The organism is Halomonas jincaotanensis, from assembly GCF_018448785.1.
GTDB lineage: Bacteria > Pseudomonadota > Gammaproteobacteria > Pseudomonadales > Halomonadaceae > Halomonas > Halomonas jincaotanensis.
This window is the reverse complement of sequence record NZ_JAHCLU010000027.1, coordinates 22,292-45,810: the sequence shown is the minus strand read 5'-3', so window position 1 is coordinate 45,810 and position 23,519 is coordinate 22,292. Positions and strand designations below refer to the sequence as shown.

Here is a 23,519-nt window from a genome sequence, read left to right as displayed (position 1 = left end):
TGCATGGCGATCTCGGTGGCGGTGCCGGTGGGCGAGGAGACCGCCAACCGCCTGCGCGAGAAGCTGGTGGCCGAGCTTGGACAACTCACCGTGGGGCCCGGTCTGGTCGAGGGCCCCGACAATGACATGGGCCCCCTGATCACCCGCGAGCACCTGGAGAAGGTCAAGGGGTATATCCAGGTCGGCGTGGACGAGGGCGCCGATCTGGTGGTCGATGGCCGCGACACCGCGGTCGAGGGCGCTGGCGACGGTTTCTTCCTGGGTGGCTCACTGTTCGATCACGTCACGCCGGCCATGCGCATCCACCGCGAGGAGATCTTCGGTCCGGTGCTGGCCATTGCGCGAGCGGCGAGCTTCGACGAGGCCGTGGCGATGGTCAACGCCCACGAGTTCGGCAACGGCACCGCCATCTTTACCCGTGACGGCGACGCCGCGCGCCAGTACTGCGAGCAGATCCAGGTCGGCATGGTCGGCGTCAACGTGCCGATCCCGGTGCCCATGGCCTTCCACAGCTTCGGCGGCTGGAAGCGCTCGCTGTTCGGTCCGCTGCACATGCACGGCCCCGATGGCGTGCGCTTCAACACTCGTATGAAGACCATCACCCAGCGCTGGCCCAGCGGCATCCGCGAGGAGACCAACCACTTCACCATGCCCACGCACTGATCATCGATCAGATGGTGTGACCGAAAAAAACGCCGGCCCTCTCGGGCCGGCGCGGCTATTCGGCCGTCGCCAGCAGGCTGGCGTTGCCTCCCGCGGCGGTGGTGTCGATGCACAGATGGCGTTCCACCACATAGCGTTCCGGCGCGATGGTCTGGGTCTCGAGCGACACGATGGCGCCGTCGCGCCTGGCCAGCGCTACGCGCAGCTCGCGGGTCCAGTCACTGGCGCCGGCGGCGGCCACCGCCGCGATGTCCCTGACCCCAGTCAGCGTCTCGGACGCGACACTGCCGTCGAGCGCGGCGACAGGCGCCCCGGCCTCGATCAGCGGCTGCACGGCCTGGGCCGCGCCAGGGACTGCGAGCACTACCGGACAGCCCGCACCGAGCGCCTGCACTGCCTGGGCGACGGCGATGTCGAGCGTCGGCCCGAGGCACAGGACCGGGCCCTTCGGGTACATTGCCAGTCGGTTGCTTTCCCCCGTCGGCCCCGGCAGCGTCTGCGGCGTCATGTCCAGGGCCGCGGTATCGTTGAGTGCCCGGCGAACCACGCCACCCTTGCCGGATAGCGCCTTGCGCAGCACCTCGACCCGATTAGTGCGCGCCGCCCAGTTGCGCGCATCCAGCCCGTCGATGGCCGACTGAAGATCCCCGACTGTCACCACATTGCCCTTCGGCGCGTCGTGGCGCTCCTCGGTGGTAGTGCGGCGGAAGCGGTTGACGTAGAGAGGTCCGCCGGCCTTGGGGCCGGTGCCCGAGAGGCCCTCCCCACCGAAGGGCTGGGAGCCGACGATGGCACCGATCTGGTTGCGATTGACATAGATGTTACCGACATGGACGCGCTCGACGATTTGCTGCACACGGTCGTCGATCCGGGTGTGCAAGCCGAAGGTCAGCCCGTACCCGCGGTCATTGATCGCGTCGACCACCTTGTCGATGTCACGCGCCTTGAAGGTGGCCACGTGCAGAATCGGGCCGAAGATCTCGCGCTCGAGATCCTCGATGCCTCCTACGTCGACCACGGCCGGGGTGACGAAAGTGCCGACGCCGGGCGCGGGGAGCGACTTCAATACTTTACCGGCCTTTTTCTGCGCCGCGACATAGGCACTGATATCGGTCTGGGCCTCGGCGTCGATCACCGGCGATACGTCGGTGTCGGTATTCCAGGGGTCGCCGATGGTGAGCGCGTCCATCGCGCCATCGAGCATGTTGAGCAGCCGCTCGCGTGCCTCTTCCTGGACGTACAGCATCCGCAGCGCCGAACAGCGCTGGCCGGCCGACTGGAAGGAGGAAATCAGGATGTCGCGCACCGCCTGCTCGGTCAGCGCCGTCGAGTCCACGATCATGGCATTCAGCCCGCCGGTCTCGGCGATCAGCACGGCATCCGGCCCTGCGTTCTGTGCCAGGGTCTTGTGGATGATCTGCGCCACCGGCGTCGAGCCGGTGAAGCAGACGCCCGCGATTCGTGGGTCACTGGTCAGCGGTCCGCCTACTGTCGGCCCGTCACCGGGCAGCAGCTGTAGCGCTGCCTCGGGCAGGCCGGCTTCGCGCATCAGCTCGACGGCGCGGGCGGCGATCAGGGAGGTCTGCTCGGCGGGCTTGGCGAGCACGGCGTTGCCGGCCGCCAGCGCTGCGGCGATCTGGCCGGTGAAGATGGCAAGCGGAAAGTTCCACGGGCTGATGCAGACGAAGATGCCGCGGGCACTGCCGGGCTCTTCCGCCTCCAGCCGCTCGCCCTCGTTGGCGTAGAAGCGCAGGAAGTCCACCGCCTCACGCACCTCGGCGATACCATCGAACATCATCTTGCCGGCCTCGCGCGTCGCGATCACGGTCAGCTCGGCGATGTGCTGCTCGTAGAGATCGGCGGTGCGGCGCAGGACCTCGGCGCGCTCGGCCGCGGGACGCGCCGACCAGTCGCGGAAGCCGTCCTCGGCGGCATCGAGTGCGGTTGCGACCTCCTCCGGCGTTGCCTCATGCACCTTGCCGACCACGCGCGAGCCGTCGGCGGGCGACACGGCATCGCGCGCCGGCCCTTGAGGTGCCGGGCTTCCGGCCAGCATGGGGCCGGCGGTCCAGGTCGTGTCGGCGAAGGTCTCGCGCGCGGCCAGCAGCGGGAGGATCGAGGCGGGTTCGTTGATCCGGTAGCCGCGGGAGTTCTTGCGCTCGGGCGCGAACAGCTCGCCGGGCTGGCGTATTAATGGGCTGGGGATGGCGTCGCCCAGACGCTGCATCTCGGCCACCGGGTCGCGGGCCACTTCGCTCGGCGGAATCGAGCTATCCACTACCTGGTTGACGAACGAGGAGTTCGCCCCGTTCTCGAGCAGACGGCGTACTAAATAGGCCAGCAGGTCGCGGTGCGCGCCGACCGGCGCGTAGATACGGCAGTGCGTGCCTTCCGACTGCTTGACGATGTGATGTAAGGATTCGCCCATACCATGCAGGCGCTGGAACTCGTAACTGTCCTTGTCGTCGCCCGCCATTTCTACCACGGCGGCACAGGTATGGGCGTTGTGGGTGGCGAACTGCGGATAAATGCGGTCACGCCGGTCGAGCAGCATCTGGGCACAGGCCATGTAGCTGACATCGGTGTTGACCTTGCGGGTGAAGACCGGGAAGGTCTCGACCCCCATTTCCTGCGACAGCTTGATCTCGGTATCCCAGTAGGCGCCCTTCACCAGCCGCACCATGATCTTGCGGTCGTACCGCTCGGCGAACTCGTAGAGTGTCTCGATCATCGGCGCGGCGCGACGTCCGTAGGCCTGCACCACGACCCCGAAGCCGTCCCATCCCTCGAGGCTGGGGTCTGACATCAGTGCCTCGATCACATCCAGCGACAGGTCCAGCCGGTCCTGCTCCTCGGCATCGATATTGAAACCGATATTGGCCTTGGCCGCCTGCTGTACCAACGCCTTGGCTCGTGGCACGAGCTCGGCCATCACCGTGTCACGGTGGGTGTATTCATAGCGCGGATGCAGCGCCGAGAGTTTCACCGAGATGCCCGGGCTTCCGCGCACGTCGCCCTTGGCCTGCTTAGCGATCGCAGTAATCGCCTTAGCGTAGGCCTCATGGTAGCGGACGGCATCCTCATCGGTGCGCGCCGCCTCGCCCAGCATGTCGTAGGAGTAGGTGTAACCCTGTTTCTCGAGCTCGCGGGCATTCTTCATGCCCTCCTCGATGGTCTGGCCGAGCACGAACTGCCGCCCGAGGATCTTCATCGACTGGCCGACCGCCCTGCGCACCACCGGCTCGCCCATGCGGCGCACCAGGCCGCGCAGCGCCCGCGCCGGACCCTTGGGGTCGTCGTCCAGCACCTTGCCGGTCAACATCAGCGCCCAGGTCGAGGCATTGACCATCGACGAGGAGGACTTGCCCAGGTGCGCGCCCCAGTCGGACGGCTCGATCTTGTCGTGGATAAGATCGTCGATGGTCTCTGCATCGGGCACGCGCAGCAGCGCTTCTGCCAGACACATGAGGCCGACCCCCTCGGCGGTCGAGAGCCCGTACTCGGCCAGGAAGGCCTCCATCATCGAGGGCGATCTTTCCTTGCGCACTCGATCCACATAATTGGCGCCGATATCGGCGACCTTGCGGCGGTCGTCTTCCGACAGCTTGAGTCGTTCGACGAGTCCGTGCAGCACATCTGCCTCGGCGGCCGAATAGTGGTCGCGAATGCGCGAGCGAAGCTCGCTGACGTCACCCTGCAGGTGAAGGTTTGCTTCGTTCATGGTCAATCTCTCCTCACTACCCGACACACAGCGTCAATGAGCCGGCTCGGATGTCGTCGCTCTAGTCGAAAGTCAATAATATAGGTTAGGCGTTCCGACCCGGGGTACGCCAACCGGTTCTAGGTCGGCGATGACCTGGTTGACATGCGAGAAGCATGCCCATCTCCTTGTAAAACGCCGACCTCCCCGCCGGCAATGCGCGTTTCCGGGACTCTTTCTCTCGACCCCTGGACCGTTGAAATCGCGTTACCCACTGCCCCGGCTATTTCCGGCGGAGAATTGCGTCGCCTGCTAGTCGTCCGGCTCGCCGTAGTGAACGCGGCGCCAGACTAAGGGATCGGTGTCGAGCAGTTCGATACGCAGGCGATTATCAGGCATGGTGAGCCTGCTTGATCAGGCTCTCGGCGAGAATGCCGAACATCGTGTGAAGTTTCCAGACCATGGCGACGACCAGCCGGTTGCCGTTGAGCGTGTGGCGGGCGCTGATCGGCTCTACAGGCACTATAGCAGCGGGTAGACTAGACAGGTTACCCCCCACGACCGGCGGTGGTACTCCATGACGACGGTGAACCCGGGTGGCTGCGACGCCAACGTCAAGCAATGACACGCCAGCAACGCTTCCAGAGACTGCGAGGTCCCCATGTCCGCCAAGCCTTCATCCGCCCCCCAGCTTCTCACCTTCGGAGAGGCCATGACCTTGTTCGTGGCCGATGCGCCAGGGGCCATGCCCGATATCGAGCACTTCCAACGCGGCATTGCCGGCGCCGATACCAATGTCGCCATTGGCCTGGCCCGGCTCGGCTTCCATGTCGGCTGGTTGAGCCGCGTGGGGGGCGACAGCTTCGGTGACTACATTCAGCGCACCCTGGAGGTGGAGGGCGTGGACTGCCGACACCTGGCCCATGATCCCGAACACTCAACCGGGCTGGTGTTCAAGGAGCGCGCGGCCGGCGGTGCCGACCCTCGCGTGGAGTACTTCCGACGGGGAAGTGCCGCCAGCTACCTGTCGCCGGTCGATGCCGAGTCCGTGGACTTCTCGGCCGCTCGTCACCTGCACGCCACCGGCATCCCCCCCGCCGTTTCGGCCAGTTGCCGTGAGCTTTCCTGGCACATGCTGGACCAGGCGCGCCAGCACGGCGCCAGCATTTCCTTCGATCCCAACCTGCGTCCCAGCCTGTGGCCCACCGAGGACGAGATGCGCGAGACACTAAACGCCATGGCCGCCAAGGCCGACTGGGTCCTGCCGGGCCTGGCCGAAGGCCGACTGCTTACTGGTCTGGCGTCACCCCACGATATCGCGGGCTTCTATCTCGAGCGTGGCGCCAAGGCCGTTGTCATCAAGCTCGGCCCCGAGGGCAGCTACTATCGAGGGGTTCTCGACGGACACGATGAATCATTCAGTGTGCCCGGTTTCAAGATCGACACAGTGATAGATACCGTCGGCGCCGGGGATGGTTTCGCGGTGGGCGTGATCAGCGCATTGCTCGATGGCCGGTCACCCCGCGAGGCCGTGCGTCGCGGCAACCTGATCGGCGCCGAAGCTGTCCAGGTGTTGGGCGATATGGAGGGTTTGCCGAGCCGCCAGCGCCTGGCAGAACTCGAAGACAACCTACCACCCATGAGCTAAGCCCAACGGGTGGAGCCCTGACAAGACCAGACCGGAGCCTTGAAATGAAGAAACGTATCGTCGCCTTTCACCGTCTTAATCAGGCTCAACTCGACCAGCTGGCCGTGGCGTTCCATGTCAACTATTTCGAGGCTTTAGAGAGCGGTGACGACCCCGCTTTTGCAAGGCCCTCGCCGAGACTCACGGCTTGGTCGGTGCTAGCCTGAAGATCGCACCCGAGATGCTTAACGACGCTTTACACTTCAACAAGCATCGGCACGCATCCGCATGCCGTCGGCCAGGAAGCGGCCCGCCTTGCGCTGCGCCGCATCAAGAACCCCAATGGGGCGCGGGAACAAGTCGTTCTCTCGCCCCAACTCCGGGTACGTGAATCTTGTGGTGCCCCCGTGCGCCGCGACGAGGTTCTGCTACCCGCATCGTAATGCGGCATCTGCCGCCAACCGCCAGCCACACGACGCCACCGAAGTCAGGGGCGCAGCATAACAAGAGGTGATATATGACTCATCAATGGATCGATCCAATGCATGGCGATTCCCGTCGCCTGCACAAGGGCCTGGTCGCCAGCGCGTTACTCAGCGCCACATTGGGCCTCTCCACCGCAGCCCAAGCCGTAGACCTGCGCTTCGGTCATGGCGGCACCGAGGACACCGCCTATCATTTGGGCGCGACCAAGTTTCAGGAACTGCTCGACGAAAAGAGCGACGGCGAGATCGGCGTCGAGATTCTCGGCAACTCGGTGCTCGGCCACGAGACCGAGATGTTCGAACAACAGATGGCCGGGGCACTGGATATCTCGATCATCAATCCCGGGCTGATCACCGACTTCTCATCTACCGCCAACGTGTTCTCGGTTCCGTTCCTCTATCGCGATGAAGATCACTGGCGCACGGTGCTCGATGGTGACGTCGGCCGCGAGATCGCCGACCGCATCACCGAGGAGACCGATGTCCGCATCCTGGCCTTCTACGGAGGCGGCAAGCGTCAGATCGTCAGCACCGAGCCCCTCGAGAGTCTCGATGATCTGGAAGGCATGAAACTGCGTACCAACCCGACCAAGCCGTTGATCACCGCGTGGGAGGCCTTGGGTGCCGACCCCACGGTCATGGAATGGAGCGAGATCTATACCGGCCTTCAGGTAGGGGCCATCGATGGTCTGCTCAACGAAGCCGAGTGGATCCATCGTATGCGCTTCCATGAGGTAGCCCCTCATATCGGGCTGTCCGAGCACGACATCACCGTGCGCCTGCTGACCATGTCGCAAATGAGCTGGGATCGTCTCTCCGAGGAGCAGCAGGAGATGGTCATGGCGGCAGCCGAAGAATCCGCCAGCTATGCTCGAGACATCCAGCTTAAACAGGATGCCGAAGCGCTCGACCTGCTGGTCGAGGAAGGCGCCACGCTGCATGAACTCGACCGTGAACGCATGCAGGAACAGGTCCGCGAGCCGCTGCAGGGCGTGATCGAAGAGATGGGCCTCACCGACCTGCACCAGATGATCGTCAACGCCGAGTGAACGTGAGGCGCCCGGCCATGCCGGGCGCCCTGCTCCCCGCCTCTTACAGGAAACCTGCCATGTCCCGTTTGCTCGATGCCCTGGCATGGTTCAACCGCGGCCTCGAACGCGTGCTGCATGTCGTGCTGCTGGCGCTGGTGTTCGGCTTCACGCTATTCATTATCTATCAGGTCATGAGCCGCAACCTGCCGTTCATGCCGCGGCTTTACTGGACGGAAGAATTCAGCCGCTTCGCCTTCCAGTGGATGGTGATGCTGGGCGCCGCGGTCGGCGTACTGCATGCCGATCACTTCGTGCTTGAAGCGTTCCCGCGGGGCACCCGTGCCGATCTCACTACCCGCGTCATTCGCGACCTGGCGTGTCTGGCACTGGGGATCATCTTCGTCTACCACGGCAAGGAGTTCGGACTCTCCGGCTTGCGCCGCCATGCCACTGCGTCGGGCATGTCGATGGTCTATATCTACTCGGCCTTTATGGTCAGTGGCGTGTTCATCGTGCTGTTCAGCCTCCAGCGCCTGCTGCATGCCGCCCTGCACGGTATGGACGCCATGGAGGCCGCCCTCAACACCCCTCATGAAATCGAGACCCTCGACACCGATCACGAGACGACCCTACTCGATAGCCGCTATCCAAGTGCCGACGTCACCCACCAGGACCAAGGACCCCGCCCATGATGCCCTCGGACTGGATGTTCCTGCTGCCCTGGTTGCTGTTCGGCCTGCTGGGCGTGCTGATCGTGGCAGGCGTGCCGATTGCCATGTCGCTGATCCTCACCGCCTTCGGCATCATCGTGCTCGATCCACGACTGACCTACTGGATCATGTTCCAGCGCATGTACAACGGCATGGATTCGTTCGTCCTGCTGGCAGTACCGCTGTTCCTGCTGGCCGGCAACCTGATGAATGCCGCGCGGATTACCGATCGCCTGATCACCCTGTGCATGCTGCTGGTCGGCCACTTCAAGGGCGCCCTGGCCCACGTCAACGTCATGGTCAGCATGCTGTTCGCCGGGGTTTCCGGCTCCTCCACGGCCGATAGTGCCGGCGTCGGCACGGTGCTGATCCCGGCCATGAAGCGGGAGGGTTACCCCACCCACTTTGCCGTAGCGGTTACCGCCGCCTCGTCCGTGATGGGCATCATCATTCCGCCCTCGATCAACATGATCGTATGGGGTGCACTGACCAATACCTCGATCGCCGGCCTGTTCCTGGGGGGCATTCTTCCGGGTCTCATGATCGGCGTGGCACAGATCGCCGTGAACATGGGCTACGTTCGACGCTATCAGGTGCCAGTCCGGCCGCGCGCTTCGCTACGCGAGATCCTGCATTCGGGCAAGGACGGCATGATGGCGGCGGGCATTCCCGTGGTGATCATCGGTGGCATCACACTGGGTATCGTCACACCCACCGAGGCAGCCATGATCGCGGTACTCTACGCCCTGGCGCTAGGGTTCATCGTCTACCGTGAGCTCAAGTTCCGTGACGTACTCGATGCCTCCACTGCCACCGTGAGGCTCTGCTCGCTGTCGCTGTTCAGCCTGGTGGGCGCGGCGATCTTCGGCTACCTGATCAGCTTCTACCAGATCCCCCCCAAGCTGATGGCCGGGGTGAACATTTCCGATCCCGTCGTGCTACTACTGATCATGACCGCCGTGATGCTGGTGATCGGTACCTTCATGGATTCGCTGCCCGCCATGGCAATCATGGCGCCGATCTTCCAACCCTTGGCCATGCAGGCCGGCATCCATCCGGTGCAGTTCGGCGTGATCGGCGTGATGGCGCTCGGCCTGGGGTTGATTACCCCGCCTTATGGCCTGTGCTTGATGATCTCGGCCAAGATCGGTGGCATCCCGCTGCTCAAGGCATTGGGCACCACCATGCTCTACCTGGTCATCATGCTCGGGGTGATCCTGTTGTTGATCGTCTACCCCGAACTGGTCCTTGCAATTCCGCGTCTGCTGGTGCCGGATTTCATCTAAACCCACTGGGAGCTTCGACGTCACCCATCATTTGAGGGCAACCTGTTCAGCGCCTACACACTCAGCGTATGGAAACCGAACCCGCTCTACGTGTAGATCAGGTCAGCTGCCGTACGGCGTGCTCCACCCCACGCAGCTCCGCCAACCCCTTGAGGCGTCCGTAAAGCGGATAGCCCGGCGCGGTGTTGCGATGCTGGTCGTCGAGGATGTGGTGGCCATGATCGGGGCGCAGCGGTAGGCGCGGGCCACCTTCCCGCTCGCGGCGCCGCTCTTCGGCCACCAGCGCCGCGATCACCGCGACCATGTCCACATCGCCGTCGAGATGCGCTGCCTCGTGAAAGGAGCGCGGATCCGGCGAATCACGTAGAGTAGCGCGCAGGTGGGCGAAATAGATGTTCGGCCCGAAGCGCCGCGCCATCGCGGCCAGGTCGATATCGGCGCGGACCCCGTAGGAGCCGGTGCACAGGGTCAGGCCATTGGCCGGGCTGGGCACGGCGTCGAGCAGCCACTGGACATCGTCCGGGGTGGAGACTACTCGCGGCAGCCCCAGCATTGGCCGGGGCGGGTCGTCGGGATGGATCGCCATGCGGATGCCGACCTCCTCGGCCACCGGGATCACCGCCTCAAGGAAGTACCCCAGGTGCTCGCGCAGGCGCGCGGGATCGATGTCGGCGTAAGCGGCCAGCACGCGGCGGAACTGCTCGAGCGTATAGTGCTCCTCGGCGCCCGGCAGGCCGGCGATCAAGGTGTTGATCAGCGTATCGCGGCCGGTCGTGTCCAGGGTCTCGAGATACGTGTTGGCCGCGGCCTTCTCGGCATCGGTGTATTCGGTATCGGCACCCGGTCGGGCGAGCAGGTAGAGGTCGAAGGCGGCGAAGGCCACCTGGTCGAAACGTAGCGCCCGGCCGCCGTCCGGCAGGCGCCAGGAAAGATCGGTGCGCGTCCAGTCGAGTACCGGCATGAAGTTGTAGCAGACGGTGTCGATGCCGGAGGCCGCCAGGTGGCGCAGGGTCTGGCAGTAGGTGGCGATGAGGCCATCGCGTTCGGGCAGCCCCCGCTTGATCGCCTCAGGAACCGGCACGCTCTCCACCACCGACCAATTCAGGCCGGCGGCCTCGATCAGCGCCTTGCGCTCATTGATCGCTGCGATCGGCCAGACCTCGTCATTGGCGATCTCGTGCAACGCCGTCACGATACCGGTGGCACCCGTCTGACGAATCTCGTCCAGGCGGATGGGGTCATGGGGGCCGTACCAGCGCCAGTTATGTTCCATGGGATCTCCTCGTGTCAGGCACGCTCGAGAGCGTTCAGCGCCCCGGCGAGCCCTTGCTGTGTCATGTGTGCCAATGTCTGCTTTGCGGGCATCAACACCCCTACGCTGTGCCGGCTTTTGATTCAGGTCAACGCGTCGGGCGGCAGAATCCATTTCAATGCTCTAGGCAAAGACTCTGTTTTCGAGCTATCGAGACTATGAAGTTCATCATCGCCCTGGGCCTGCTGTCCCTGTTCGGCATCCTGACTCTGAGTGCCCTCCTTGTGTGGGACCAGCGAGCCGATCGCGCTGAATGGAACAGGCTGGCAGCCCTAAAGCCGGTCACGCCAGAGCGTTTCACGCCGGAGGTGATCGCAGAACTGCCAGAGCCGGTGCGGCGCTACTTCTCCTTCACCATCCAACCTGGAACACCGCTCCTGCCGGTGGCCGAGATCGATATGGACGGCCATTTCAGCCTCGGCACCAGGAACGACCCGGCCTATCGGCCGATGGAGGCCCGCCAAATCCTTGCCGCCCCGGAAGGTTTTGTCTGGGCAATGCGCACGCGCGGAGGGATGCCCGTCTCGGGCTCGGATTCGGCTGGCTGGACGCGATTCCGGATCTTCTGGCTGATCCCGGTCGCACGGCTTGGCGGCAATCCAGACCACAGACGCTCAGCCTTTGGGCGCTATGTGGCCGAGGCCGTGATCTGGTCCCCCGCCGCCCTGCTGCCCGGTCCGGCGGTGTCGTGGGAGGGGTTGGAAGCGGATAGCACGCGGGTCACGGTCCGACATGAAGACCTGGAACAGGCAGTCGATGTGACCGTCGACGCCGAGGGCCGGCCGGTCGAGGTTACCTTTCAGCGCTGGAGTGATGCCAACCCCGAGAAGGTCCACCGTCTGCAGCCCTTCGGGGCAATCATGCCGGACTTCAGGGAGGTGGCGGGCTATCGTCTGCCGTTCCGCGTGGAGGCCGGCAACATGTTCGGAACCGATAACTATTTTCCCTTCTTCATCGCCGACGTCACCGAGATTCGGTTTCCGCGGGTAGAGCAATGATCGCGCTCGTCCTTATCACGCAGGTCGCGCTGCCACTGGCGCTGCTGCTCTGGCTTGCGCTGGCGCCGGCGGGTAGCGTTTCAGGGTTCGCTCTGCAGGCTGCTGGCACCGGGGCGTTCCTCTTTGCGCTGGCGCGCGTGGCGCAATGGGCGCTGCCGGTCTGGTGGTTGCCGTGGGTCTATGCTGGTTTCTGGCTGGCCGCGGTAGTGGCCTGGCCACTTCGCAAGAATGTCAGCGGCCTGCCGCTGCTGCCTGCGGGGCTTTGGGGGTGGTCGGGTCTTGCCCTCTCGCTCGTGTTGTTGGGCGTCGGCGGCTGGTTGGGCGAGGTCGGCAATTCCGGTGCCTCGACCGAGCCACACCTGCACATCCACGCCCAGCGTCCCGTGCCGGACGGCGCACCGACGATCTCGGGCGATCCGCTTGCCCTGCGCATCGAGGGCCGGTTCCTGGTGCGCGGCGACCACCTGACAGGGCGGGACGGGTGAGGGTGTAGGGTCCCTGATGATCAGATGAGCTATAGAAGTTATCCTCTGCTGGCAGCAAGAGAGCTTACAGAGCAGTGCATTCGGGAGCAGGGACATGCAGATCAAACTTTGCAGACAACCGACCACGACATCCAAAATCTGTGCCGAGAATCATGTGGCACCTGTAGGATCAAAGTGAGCTAGTCCGCCTGTACGGTATCGTCCATTTGCCGTTTCTCAATGATGCCCATAATAACCAGCGAAACATCCGACACGAACTGCTGGCCATGCTTACGACCGAACAGGAAGAGGTACTACCTGCCGGTTTCAGCAAACGAGTTCCTGAAACCTCGGTTTTCCCGCTCCGACTAGCAATCCGAGGAAGCCATCGACAGAGCGACACGCAGGATCTAGGCCTTGGGTGCAGCAAGTCAAAAGCTGATCCACATTGCTTATGGCATCCTCAAGACTCAACTCGATTATCGACCACAAACCACCTGTTGCTGCGTTTGTGGCCGGTTAAAAGAAATGGTATCCAGCAGCGCCATACTTCAACGGAACTGCAAACCAGGCCACGATGATTCAGGCAGTTGTTTCCCGGGCGGCATCGACAATCATCTCACGAAGCGCTACGGCGGCCGTGGAGAGCGCGCGCCGGCGACTCTGGACGATGCCGAGCGGGCGGCCCACATTGGGCGATACCAAGGGGCGGTGGTCGATCCCGTGGGTGGCGATCTGTCGGAAGCTGAATTTTGGCAGCACGCTGATGCCCACACCGGCTGCCACCATGCGCCCCACGGTGGCGATCTGGCTGGCGTCGCAGATCATGTCCAGCGGTTGGCCCACTTCGGCCATGATGCGGTCGATATCCTGCCGTGAGCTCGAGAGCCGGTTGATGCCGATAAAGGGAAAGTCGGCCAGTTGACGCCAGGCGATTCGCGGCCGCTCGAGCAGCGGGTGGCCCAGCGGGCAGACGACCACGTAGCGATCCTCCAGCACCGGTTCGAAGGCGAGATCCTCTGCACCGAGAGGCGGCACCGAGAGGCCCAGGTCGGCGCGCCCTTCACGCACCATTAAACTCACTTGCTCGGCTAGTACGTCGTGCAGGGCGAAGTTAATGCGTGGGTGGCGGGCGTGGAAGGTGGCAATGACACCCGGCAGCAGGCCGGCGGCCAGGGTGGGCAGCGCCGCCACCGCGACCTTGCCGCGCTTCTTCGAGAACAGCTCATCAAGGTCCTCGAAAGCCTCGCTCCAGTCATTCAGCAGGCGGATCGCCACCGGCAGGAAGGCTTCACCTTCCGGCGTGAGAGTGAGCTGCCGCGTGCTGCGCGAGAACAGTGCGCCACCCACCGACTCCTCCAGTTTGCGCAGGGCAATCGAGATGGCCGGCTGGGAGAGGTGGATGCGCTCGCTGGCCTCGGCCAAGCTACACGACTGCGACACCGCGACGAAGGCGCCGAGCTGTCGGATGCTGGGATTCATTTAGAAAGTAAAACAGGTTTTAAAAACAATTCAATGTACAAAATTAGGAGCGTTGACCACCCTGCATAGAGTGGCGCTCTCCTGAAATGCGATTGAAGCGCCGCCGGGTCGACCGTGCATCGTCACGACAAGCCTCTACACAACACGATCCTTTACAAGAACAAGCCCGTCAGCGGGCTAGGAGCCAACCATGAAAACGCTGCTCACCGCCGTGGCCGCCAGTGCCGCACTTCTCGCCGCCGCTTCCGCCCCTGCCCAGGAACGACTGCTGATCGGCTCGACCTCCAGCTCGTCGAGCCACTACGGCTACTTCGTGGCGGTCAACCAGATCATCAACAGCGAGCTTGAAGGCGTCAGCTCTTCAGTTGCCGAGACCGGTGCCACCGTCGATAACCTGCGTCGGCTCAGCCGCGACCAGATGGACCTGGGTCTGGTGACCACCAACACCGGCTATCACGCCTACGCCGGCCAGGGCGATTTCGAGGAGCGTCCGGTGGATACGCGACTGCTTTGGGTCTACACCGTGGCGCCGCAGAACGTCGTGATGCGCGAGGATGCCGGGGTCGATAGCATGCAGGAGCTGGACGGGGTGCGTCTCAACCCAGGCATCACCGGCTCGGCCACCGAGAGCACCACCGAGGCGGTCATGAAAACGCTGGGAATCACCCCCGACTACGTGCGCGGCTCTACCACCGACGTAGTCGATTCCATCAAGGATGGTCGCATCGCCGGCTACGTGAAGTCCGGAGTGGGCAATCGCCTGGACGGTTCGACCATGGACATCGCCACCTTCACACCGATCAATGTGCTGTCGCTCACTGACGAGCAGGCCGATACCCTGCGTAGCGAGATGCCCGATATCGCGGTTGTGGACATTCCCGAGGGCGCCGCAGATGGCATTCCGGCCTTCACCACCTGGGCCTTCGGCGTGGCCGTTCACGCGCATCCGGACATAGATGAAGAGACCGCCTACCAGATCGTCAAGGCGGTGATGGAGAATCCCGAGCCCCAGGCCAACGCTTTCTCCGCGATCAAGGATGCCGACATGGCGGAGATGACCCTTGATGTCGGTACCGTTCCGCTGCATGCCGGCGCCGCTCGCTACTTCGAAGAGCAAGGCATGGAAATCCCCGATAACCTGCAGCCCGCCGAATAACGGCCGCCTTAGGAGCTTTCCGTGCGCGAGCATCTGACCCGGGGACTGGCCCTCACGCTGGGCGGGCTGATTCTGTATACCGCCGCCACAGGTCCCTTCGAGAGCTTGATCCAGCGCAGCATCTTCCTTGCGCTGGTGATCCTGTTGGGGCTGACGGTCTATCCGCTGGGGACCGGCACGCGCTGGCGCCCCTTGGGCATAGCCCTCGATCTCGTCCTGGCGGTGGGTGCCGTGCTCGCCTGTGGCTACGTGGCGATGAACTCCGAGCGCATCCTGGTGGAGCTCCCCTGGGCGTCGACCCGCGACATGCTCTTCACCGGGGTACTGCTGGTGGCGATCCTCGAGCTGTCGCGGCGCGCCATCGGCCTGATCTTTCCGCTGCTGGTGGTGGCCGGCCTGGGCTATGCCTGGTTCGGTGCCGCCATCCCCGGCCCGCTGGGGCACCGCGGCTTCGGCCTGGCCTACATCACCGAGACCATCTACCTCGGTGATCTTGGGGTGTGGGGCATGCTGGTAGGCGTTGCCGCGACCACCATCGCTGCCTTCGTGCTGTTCGGCAGCCTGCTGCTGCACACTGGCGGTGGTCAGACTTTCATGGACCTAGCGCTGCGCATCAGCGGCCGATCGCCGGGCGGGGCCGCCAAGGTGGCCACGGTCGCCTCGGGGCTATTCGGCATGGTCAGCGGCAGTGCGGTGGCCAACGTGGCCACGACCGGCAACTTCACCATTCCCATGATGAAGCGCCTCGACTACCCACGGCCCTTCGCCGCCGCCGTGGAGGCCGTCGCCTCGACGGGGGGGCAGATCGCACCGCCGATCCTTGGCGCGGCGGCTTTCATCATGGCAGAGATCCTCGGCGAGAGTTACCTGCGCATCGCCCTGGCGGCGCTGCTGCCGGCGATCCTGTTCTACCTGGGCGTGTTCCTGACCATTCATCTGGTCGCGCAGCGGCGCAACCTGCGTGTGGTCCCTGGCGATGAGCTGCCCGGCTGGCGCGACGTGCTGCGCCCCGAGCGCATCGTGCCGATCCTCGCGGCGCTGGGTGGCCTCTTCTTCGGCGTACTTAGCGGCCGCTCGATCCAGCTGTCGGCGTTCTACGGCATCCTGATGACGGTGCTCACCTTCGTGCCATTCTCTCTGTTGGCGAAAATGCCGCCGCACGAGATCCTCGGCAAGCTGCTCTCGGGATTGATGGATGCCGGAAGAGGCATGGTGATCATCGGTGTGCTGCTGGCTGGGGCGCAGATTCTGGTGGCGATGATCGGCATGACCGGTATCGGCGTGACCCTCGCCAGCCTGATCGTCAACGTGGGTGGCGAGTCGCTGTTCCTGGTGGCGGGTATCGTGGGCGGCGTGTGCCTGATCCTGGGCATGGGTATCCCCACCACCGCCGCCTACGTGCTGGTGGCCTCGGTGCTGGCACCGGCACTGACCACCATCGGCGTGGAGCCGCTGATCGCGCATCTGTTCGTGTTCTACTTCGCCACCCTCTCGGTGATCACACCGCCGGTGTGCGTCGCGGTGTTTGTCGCCTCGGGTATCGCCGGCACCAACTGGCTACCGGCGGCGGGTGAGGCCGTGCGCCTGGCGGCGGCGATCTACGTTATCCCCTTCCTGCTGCTGATCTATCCGGCGCTGGCCGGCTTCGGTGGCGCAGTCGACATCGCACTGGCGAGCTGTCAGGGCGTGGTCTTCGTGTTCGCCTTCGCCTCGCTGATGTCGCGGGTCGCGATCACCGGTTATCGCGTGCTGGATATCATCGGCCTGATCGTGGTGATCGTGCTGGCGCTAACGCCTGGCTGGCTGACCACGGCGGCGGCGCTGCTGACGCTGATGGGCATGTACGCCTTGCACCGGCGCCGGCCGAGAGGTGCCGGCCCCACGCCGCGTGATGTTCCCACCAAGGAGACCCACCCATGACCTTTCTGCTGGGCAGCGGTGCCGGCTTCTCCGGCGACCGCACCGATGCGGCGATTCCCGTGGTGGCTGAGCTGATCCGCCGCGGCCAGCCCGCCGCGCTGCTCTTCGAGACCCTGGGAGAGCGAACCCTGGCCGCCGCCCACCGGGCGCGGCATGACGACCCCGGGAGCGGCTTCGAGCCGCTGCTCGATGAGCTGCTGGAGCCCGTGCTCGCCGACTGCCTGGACAACGGCATCGCCATTCTGGGCAACTTCGGCGCTGCCAACCCCGCGGGTGCCTGCGAGCGGGTCCGCGTGCTAGCCGAGCAGGCCGGGCGGGGCGATATCCGTATCGGCCATGTGCAAGGTGACGACATCCGCTCGCGCCTGTCCTCTATCGACCTGCTGCACTGGGAGACGGAGAGCGGCGAGATGCCCGGCGAGGAGGCACTGATCTCGGCCAACGTCTATCTCGGTGCTGCGCCACTCGTCGAGGCGCTGAGCCAGGGTGCCGAGGTGGTGGTGACCGGTCGTGTGGCCGACCCGGCGCTGTTCCTGGCCCCGCTGATGCATCACTTCGGCTGGGCCTGGGACGACTGGGATCGCCTGGCGGCGGGCACGATGGCGGGGCACCTGGGCGAGTGCGGGGCCCAGGTGAGCGGCGGCTATTTCGCCGACCCGGGGCTCAAGGACGTGCCCGGTCTGGCCACGGTGGGCTATCCCATTATCGAGGTGGAGGAGGACGGTAGCCTGGTGGTGACCAAGCCCCCGGGCACCGGCGGTTGCGTGACCGAGCGCACGGTGAAGGAGCAGCTTCTCTACGAGGTGCACGACCCGGGCAGCTACCTGACGCCTGACGTGGTCGTGGATCTCTCCGACGCCCGAGTCGTCGAGATCGGTCCCGATCGGGTCGCGGTCAGCGGTATCCGAGGCAGGCCGGCACCAGAACGGCTCAAGACCACCGTGTGCTACGCCGGTGGCTGGCAGGGCGAGGCGGAGATCTCCTACGCCGGCCCCAATGCGTTCGGCCGAGCGCGGCTGGCGGCCGAGGTGCTGCGCGAACGGCTCACCTTTCGCGCGCCGCCCGAGTTGCGCTCGCGACTCGACATCATCGGTCACGCCAGCGTGTTCGACAGCGATACCGGCGATCTGCAGCAGCAGACAGCGGGGCAGGAGAACGGCGACTACCGCCTGCGGCTCGCCGTCGAGCACCCTGAACGGCGCTGGGTGGAGCGCGCCACGCAGGAGCTGCTGGCGCTCTATTGCGCCGGCCCGGCCGGTGGGGGCGGGGTAAGACGCCAGTTCCAACGCCGGGTCTGTACGGCCTCCTACCTGGTCAAGCGCAGCGACGTCGAAGCCTTCGCAACCCTGTACGACGCCACGTGGAACAACGAGAGGAGCCACGACCATGGTGCGCAGTGAAGATGAGGTCACCGTGTCGCTACACCGCTTGGCGCACGCTCGCGCCGGCGACAAGGGCGAGCGGCTCAACCTGGCGTTGTTCGCCTATGACCCGCGTCACTACGACATTCTGCTGGCCCAGGTCACCGAGGTTCGGGTGAAGGCGCTGTTCTCCCACCGCGGTGTCAGCCGGGTGCGGCGCTATCCGCTGCCGGGTCTGGCCGGGATAAATCTGGTACTTGACGATGTGCTGCAGGGCGGGGTCAATGGGGCGCTGAACCTCGACGGCCACGGCAAGACACTTTCCTTTCTTTTGCTCGGCATGGAGATCGCCTTGCCTGGCACGCAGCAAAGAAAAAGGGCTGCCGATCATTGATCGGCGGCCCTTGGCATTCCCCTTTCGGTTCAAGGCGCCGGCATGGCCGGCGCCTGGATCCAGGCTTGCTTGGCAGTCTTGGTGGCGCGTTACCGCCTTGCGTCCGGCTCGCTGTGTGCATCGATCTCCAGACGCCGAGTCCGCAGCGAACTACTGTTGCGGTGGAACTGCGGATTCTTGCCTGCCCGAGGCTCGCCCAGTTCTTGCGCCACCCGAGTCGTGGCCAAGCCCGTAATGGCGGCAAACGTACTGGCCACCGTGTGATGATCATCGTCAAAGTCCCCATGACTGCGGGCCTGTGAGGTATAACCGGTTGCGCTTGCCTCGCTGTTAGGGGCGATGATCAACCGGTGTGGGCCGTCTGGACTGAACAGTGCCCTCACTTTCTTGTCGAGCCAGCGCTCCATGCCAAGAATGGGCTCACCGTCACGAAAGCCCGGAATCCTGACTTTGTCCTCGAAGGCGTGCGACACGAGATACAGTAGCGACTTGTTGTAGATGCGCGCGCAGTGATCATCCTGTTCGGCCTTGTCGCTGAGTGCGAAGAGGTTCAGTTGCTTGAGGTGTCCGCTCTTGATCGCCGGGAGATAGCGCCGGTTGAAAAGATTGACGGTGCAGGCGGGTGCCCACAGCGTACAGCTTTCGATCGACATACCATTTTCTACCAGCGTCGATACGAGACCTGAGTGCAGGATCGAGCCTGCGCTATGGCTTGCCAGATGAATTTCCACGTCACGGCCCTTAAGCCAGGGCTGATCCTTGATGACCGCGAGGCAGCCAGCCACTTGCCAGGCAGCGCGACTGGGCTTGCCCGCGGCCAGGGCATTCTCTTTCATTTCCTGCCAGGCCAATCGCCCGCCAAGGATACGCGCCACGGGTTCCAGCGCATCGTCCAGCCGGTCGAGCATGAAGTCCTTGCTCTCATCGAGCCAGCCCTCGGGACGGCGTCGACGCATGGCATCGGCAAGAATGTTGGTAATGGTCGTCCATAAGTCGCTGCGCCAGATGAAGGCGAGAGGATAGACCTCTCCACCGAGCAGCGCGGCCCGATACTCGGCCAGCCGCTGCACAGCGGAAGACTCGCTTACCAGCCCGCCATGAGCGTAAAGCAGAATCCGAACCTTATCCCAACCTTCGGTCACACGGGGGATGTCGTCCTTGAAGATCAGCTGCAACTCGTCGGCCGTCACCCCGTAATCACCGCCGGCGCGTAGATAACCGTCGTTGCCCACACTAACGATATGCGGACGCAGATCCACGTAGGTATAGGCCACGGACTCGCCGGAAGTGACGGCATGAGCCGTAGCGGTGGATTCCACGCTGTACAGCGTCACCGGCGCCCCCAGACGCGCCACCCAGACATCGGTACCATTGCGCAGCCAGTCATCATAGCTGATGCGTGCAAAGCCACCGCGCCCCCACGCGGGGCCCCAGGAATTCTGTAACCAGAAGCCCCCATCGTCGTAGGCCACGATGGCGAACGCATGGCCACCCTGGATTTGCTCGGTCATCGTAATAAGGCCATCGGGTCCTACCGTGTTCCATCCCGTGTGCACGGCGCAGGTCGCGTAGAGAATGCCGACCTCGGCGATTGCCGAGTGCATCGCCACCAGGTCCTTGTGGTTGACGCGAAAGTACGCGCCCAGCGGGCGACGCCGCGCTTCGGAGGTACGCTCCCAGTTCAGCCCCCTGGGGTCGGGCCGGTCGGAAGGATAAAGCTCTTCGGGGCAGACGCCGTGCTTGTGCCAGCCCTTTATCGCGCCGCGCGCGCTGGAACCCGAGTAGTCTTCCCCGGGCCACTCATCGTAGCGGCGTGCCAGGTCATACAGCATGCGCGCACTGACCGGTTGGGGATCAGGGACCACCCGGCGTCGGCGCAGCAGATAGTTGGCCACGGTGGCGAGGCCGTAGCCCGTGCATGCGCCTTCTTGGCCCTGGTCGAGGATGGGGACATCGTAATCCAGGTAATTGCCCAGCGGAATATGCGTAGGCACCTCGACCAGCGTGGGCTCGAACATGCGATCCCGGAAGTCCATCGTGTCGGGCCGAGCATCGAGGTTGTGTTCGAAGCTCGTCGAATTCGAACGGCTTTTGCCCTTCCCAGCACGCTGACCGGATACATTCCGCTGACCACCTGCATCCTGATCGGCCTCCGCGGAAGCTTCTCGAATCGCCTCTGCTCCGCGGGGAAAATCTGAGGCTGGCTCAGGCGGTGGCTTGTTGTCTTGCGGGGCCGTCGCCGGAAATGCATTCACGAGTTGTTGCAGTGCCAGGTCGTAGAAATGCTGACGCTCGGCCAGACCATTGTAGCCCTCGTTGATGCGCTTGGTGATCGCCTTCAAGTCACCCGCATCGGCAAGTTCATTGAGCCCGTTCTTCTGCCAAAACAGGCCGGCGGTACTGAAGCCGATCTCCGGCGTGGCGGCAAGCTCGGGGAGTTCGATCAGGTCAACCCCCAGCAATTCACCGTAGCGCCTGTAGTTGTCGCGTCCGGTGAGCTGGATCGGGCCCCGACCCTTGAAGCGCTTGCCGTCGCCGGGGTGCGTGTTGCCCAGAGTCTGGGCCAGGCGGCTTTCGGGTTCGTAACGTTCCTGGGCCTTAGTCGGACCCCAGATCTCCTCCATATAGCGAAACTCGCCTGACTCGTGGGCCAGTTGGGCAATAAAGGCCGCCACCCGCTGCAGAGTGGCAATGTCGTATCTTTGCATCGCCTCGTTGAGCGGCTTTTCGAAGAGAGCCAGTCTGGCATGCGAGGCATGGCGCATGATCTGCATCAACTGCTGTCGGGTCACGAACATGGGAACTCTCCTCGCTCGCTGTAAACGCTTTCAGCGTCAACATGGTTGATGATTCACCTACAAGGTCTTGAGGTATTCCAGCGGGACCTGCATGTCATCTGCGCCTAGCCGGCCTCGGTAGCGGTCGGCTGGCCCTCCCGCCGCTACCGTGTGGTCCAAAGTGCTGCAGTTACTCTATGAATCCAGGATTCTATGCATCTACGTTGCAAAGAATTTCTCTACGTCCTATAAAATTTCCTCGCGAAAAAAAGCCAGTATTCGACATTGCGCATTGCAACGCACCCAAGGTGCCACCTAGCAAGCCCACTAAAATAATGATGGGCCAATATAAATCTAGCAATAACGCGAAGAAGTCGATGTATACGTGCCCTGCCCACCCAAGTCCAGCCACCTGCGAGAGTGCGGTCGCAAGGGCTGCTGCCAGGCTAGCAACAAGTGCATGAACGAAGAAATCTTGAACGTGGCGTGCATTGCGTCTCACTCTGGCATATCTACGCGAAACGAGGAAGAATGTGAATCCTACGGCCGCCGGGGGTAACGTCCAAGGCAAAATTTGTATCAACCTGAGTTGACGGTCAGTCACGCTTACCGCGACAACCCCAAGTACTGTAGTAAACAAGAGTGCAGCACATAGGCAACCCAAACACGTCATCACATAAGCAATAATGCGCTCTTCCAGCTCAACAGGATAACCAAAGATTTCGCGATCGATCATATGCAGGTTTGCAAAGGCTGCAAAACTTATAGGCAATAAAAAAATCGGCACCAGTGCAACGCCAACCGTTAATGCAGTGATTGCTAGATCAGGCAATACGTTCCAATTAGAGTTCGTCAGTATGGTAGCCCATGCTGCAGCTGCCAAACTGCCGGCAATTCCAAAGAGCAAGACCACAAAGGCTCCAATAATAAGGTGAGTTGCCCTGTAACGCCAGCTTGGCACATCTATCCCCGGCAGCTCGAGACTCTCTGACATAGTTTTTAGCCCATGGAATTCATCAGGCTCAACGGCTAGTAGCCCACACGCCAAAAACCGCGACAACTTCGCATTGAGCTCCTTCATTTGTTTAGTTAAAAACGACGACTTCTCAGAAGAGCCATCAAGCTCCTTTTGGATCACATTTTTAAGCTGGTCAATCTCTTCTAAGACCAGGTGATGACGATTGAAAAATACCTCATATCTATGTCTCGTTCGCAGCCTCTTTATATTGCAAAGATCATAGATTATTTTTTTAATTTTATCATAGATGACAATTTGTTCTAATGAGGAAGCATCCTGTGACGGTTCGGAGGAGTTGCCCTTCGGGTCGAGTTTTTCAATTAAAATATCAGCTAACTGCAGAGCCTTTAATGGAATGCTGGCAAAATCCTGAAGTACTGCGCGGAGTCGGATATCTATTTTATGAATACCCGGAACCGAGGGCAGAACTCCATTGACGACGATAGCGGCCCCAAGAGGCGTTGCAACATCAGGCTGGTCGCCCACACCATTGCCCACTGCGCCCAGCCACTGCATGATAACTTCTTGCGCCGCGGGAAACGCGCTAAGGGACACCAAAGCAGAATATACCGTCGCATAAATGCCGCTGTAAACAACCGCAGCGAAATTGTAGCGAAAGCGGGTTGTAAAAAAGCGTAGGGATACTGGCAACCCAAGCTGGTCAATTTCAACTTGTTGTTGACCAAATCGATCCCAGGCGAAAACGAAAACGGCTACCATTCCGATCCAGAATGAGTAATCTCTCATAGTGGCTTCGATAGTGTCCATAGCTTCCCTCCATGGCTACTTCTCGCAGCAATTCCAAGTGATACAACTATTTTCATCGTGTCGTATATTGCAGGGTCGCTGGTTCTGGGCACATTGTGGGGGAGGTGGACAAGATTGAGCCAACCTCAAATAAGAATGCATCGCGGAGACTTGACCATATTCGTATGGCGGGCAACCGGCGGCAATCGTTTCAACTGTAGCAGGGTTGTTTTCGGGCAAAGCTGCTGCTGCGATGCCGCCATCTTTGGGATACAAAGAAAGAATGGCAATGAGGTAAAAAATCACGCACAAAGTCACCAATCTAGTTAAGGGACGGGAAGCGTAACTTGAATAGTTTCGCCAATGTTTTACTGCCCGACCCCAAGTT

19 protein-coding genes are annotated in these 23,519 nt (G+C 62.8%); 13 read left to right on the top strand and 6 right to left on the bottom strand.

Going from position 1 to position 23,519, the window contains the following annotated elements:
- Positions 1 to 663 (top strand): aldehyde dehydrogenase family protein (locus KG088_RS17615; protein WP_213827655.1); only part of this gene is annotated, 663 nt, incomplete at its 5' end.
- A 55-nt stretch (positions 664 to 718) separates the two neighbouring features.
- On the opposite strand, the gene putA is transcribed toward KG088_RS17615, so the two are convergent.
- A complete protein-coding gene (gene putA, locus KG088_RS17610; protein ID WP_213827653.1) occupies positions 719 to 4,384 on the bottom strand; it encodes a bifunctional proline dehydrogenase/L-glutamate gamma-semialdehyde dehydrogenase PutA in 3,666 nt (1,221 codons plus the stop codon).
- Positions 4,385 to 4,754: 370 nt separating this feature from the next.
- Positions 4,755 to 4,991, bottom strand: coding sequence for a hypothetical protein (locus KG088_RS17605; protein WP_213827651.1), 237 nt, complete (start codon positions 4,989 to 4,991; stop codon positions 4,755 to 4,757).
- A 33-nt stretch (positions 4,992 to 5,024) separates the two neighbouring features.
- Between KG088_RS17605 and KG088_RS17600 the strand changes: the two genes are divergently transcribed.
- The 6 genes from KG088_RS17600 to KG088_RS17575 all read left to right on the top strand — a co-directional run bounded on the left by KG088_RS17600 (position 5,025) and on the right by KG088_RS17575 (position 9,502).
- Positions 5,025 to 6,011, top strand: a complete 987-nt coding sequence (locus tag KG088_RS17600; protein ID WP_213827650.1) for a sugar kinase — start codon at positions 5,025 to 5,027, stop codon at positions 6,009 to 6,011.
- A 44-nt stretch (positions 6,012 to 6,055) separates the two neighbouring features.
- Positions 6,056 to 6,217, top strand: coding sequence for a hypothetical protein (locus KG088_RS17595; RefSeq protein ID WP_213827648.1), 162 nt, complete (start codon positions 6,056 to 6,058; stop codon positions 6,215 to 6,217).
- A gap of 45 nt (positions 6,218 to 6,262) precedes the next feature.
- Positions 6,263 to 6,433: a hypothetical protein gene (locus tag KG088_RS17590; RefSeq protein ID WP_319941470.1), complete on the top strand. Its 171-nt coding sequence runs from the start codon at positions 6,263 to 6,265 to the stop codon at positions 6,431 to 6,433.
- A 74-nt stretch (positions 6,434 to 6,507) separates the two neighbouring features.
- Positions 6,508 to 7,524 (top strand): TRAP transporter substrate-binding protein, encoded by a 1,017-nt coding sequence (locus tag KG088_RS17585; RefSeq protein ID WP_213827646.1) that lies wholly within the window; start codon positions 6,508 to 6,510, stop codon positions 7,522 to 7,524.
- Positions 7,525 to 7,583: 59 nt separating this feature from the next.
- Complete coding sequence (locus KG088_RS17580; protein WP_213827644.1) at positions 7,584 to 8,198, top strand: TRAP transporter small permease; 615 nt, start codon at positions 7,584 to 7,586, stop codon at positions 8,196 to 8,198.
- Positions 8,195 to 9,502, top strand: coding sequence for a TRAP transporter large permease (locus tag KG088_RS17575; protein WP_213827642.1), 1,308 nt, complete (start codon positions 8,195 to 8,197; stop codon positions 9,500 to 9,502). Before KG088_RS17580 ends, KG088_RS17575 begins: the two co-directional genes overlap by 4 nt.
- Before the next feature lie 97 nt (positions 9,503 to 9,599).
- On the opposite strand, the gene uxuA is transcribed toward KG088_RS17575, so the two are convergent.
- On the bottom strand, positions 9,600 to 10,775 hold the full coding sequence (uxuA, locus tag KG088_RS17570) for a mannonate dehydratase (RefSeq protein ID WP_213827640.1): 1,176 nt from the start codon (positions 10,773 to 10,775) through the stop codon (positions 9,600 to 9,602).
- 197 nt (positions 10,776 to 10,972) lie between these two features.
- Here uxuA and KG088_RS17565 point away from each other — a divergent pair, with 197 nt between their 5' ends.
- Together KG088_RS17565 and KG088_RS17560 are read left to right on the top strand one after the other, a co-directional pair.
- Positions 10,973 to 11,812 carry a DUF6544 family protein gene (locus KG088_RS17565; protein ID WP_213827638.1) on the top strand — a complete coding sequence of 280 codons (840 nt, stop codon included), beginning with the start codon at positions 10,973 to 10,975 and terminating at the stop codon, positions 11,810 to 11,812.
- Positions 11,809 to 12,297 (top strand): hypothetical protein, encoded by a 489-nt coding sequence (locus KG088_RS17560; protein WP_213827636.1) that lies wholly within the window; start codon positions 11,809 to 11,811, stop codon positions 12,295 to 12,297. The genes KG088_RS17565 and KG088_RS17560 overlap by 4 nt, the downstream gene beginning before the upstream one ends.
- A 561-nt stretch (positions 12,298 to 12,858) precedes the next feature.
- On the opposite strand, the gene KG088_RS17555 is transcribed toward KG088_RS17560, so the two are convergent.
- Positions 12,859 to 13,758, bottom strand: a complete 900-nt coding sequence (locus KG088_RS17555) for a LysR family transcriptional regulator (RefSeq protein ID WP_213827634.1) — start codon at positions 13,756 to 13,758, stop codon at positions 12,859 to 12,861.
- Positions 13,759 to 13,948: 190 nt separating this feature from the next.
- Here KG088_RS17555 and KG088_RS17550 point away from each other — a divergent pair, with 190 nt between their 5' ends.
- The 4 genes from KG088_RS17550 to KG088_RS17535 are packed head-to-tail and all read left to right on the top strand — an operon-like array spanning position 13,949 to position 18,589.
- A complete protein-coding gene (locus KG088_RS17550) occupies positions 13,949 to 14,914 on the top strand; it encodes a TAXI family TRAP transporter solute-binding subunit (RefSeq protein WP_213827632.1) in 966 nt (321 codons plus the stop codon).
- A 21-nt stretch (positions 14,915 to 14,935) separates the two neighbouring features.
- Complete coding sequence (locus tag KG088_RS17545; RefSeq protein ID WP_213827630.1) at positions 14,936 to 16,834, top strand: TRAP transporter permease; 1,899 nt, start codon at positions 14,936 to 14,938, stop codon at positions 16,832 to 16,834.
- A complete protein-coding gene (locus tag KG088_RS17540; RefSeq protein ID WP_213827628.1) occupies positions 16,831 to 18,234 on the top strand; it encodes an acyclic terpene utilization AtuA family protein in 1,404 nt (467 codons plus the stop codon). The genes KG088_RS17545 and KG088_RS17540 overlap by 4 nt, the downstream gene beginning before the upstream one ends.
- Complete coding sequence (locus tag KG088_RS17535) at positions 18,221 to 18,589, top strand: AtuA-related protein (RefSeq protein ID WP_213827626.1); 369 nt, start codon at positions 18,221 to 18,223, stop codon at positions 18,587 to 18,589. The genes KG088_RS17540 and KG088_RS17535 overlap by 14 nt, the downstream gene beginning before the upstream one ends.
- An 89-nt stretch (positions 18,590 to 18,678) precedes the next feature.
- Here KG088_RS17535 and KG088_RS17530 read toward each other — a convergent pair whose 3' ends face one another.
- Complete coding sequence (locus KG088_RS17530; RefSeq protein ID WP_213827624.1) at positions 18,679 to 21,387, bottom strand: glycoside hydrolase family 19 protein; 2,709 nt, start codon at positions 21,385 to 21,387, stop codon at positions 18,679 to 18,681.
- Between the two features lie 190 nt (positions 21,388 to 21,577).
- Positions 21,578 to 23,152: a hypothetical protein gene (locus KG088_RS17525; RefSeq protein ID WP_213827622.1), complete on the bottom strand. Its 1,575-nt coding sequence runs from the start codon at positions 23,150 to 23,152 to the stop codon at positions 21,578 to 21,580.
- Between the last annotated feature and the right edge of the window lie 367 nt (positions 23,153 to 23,519).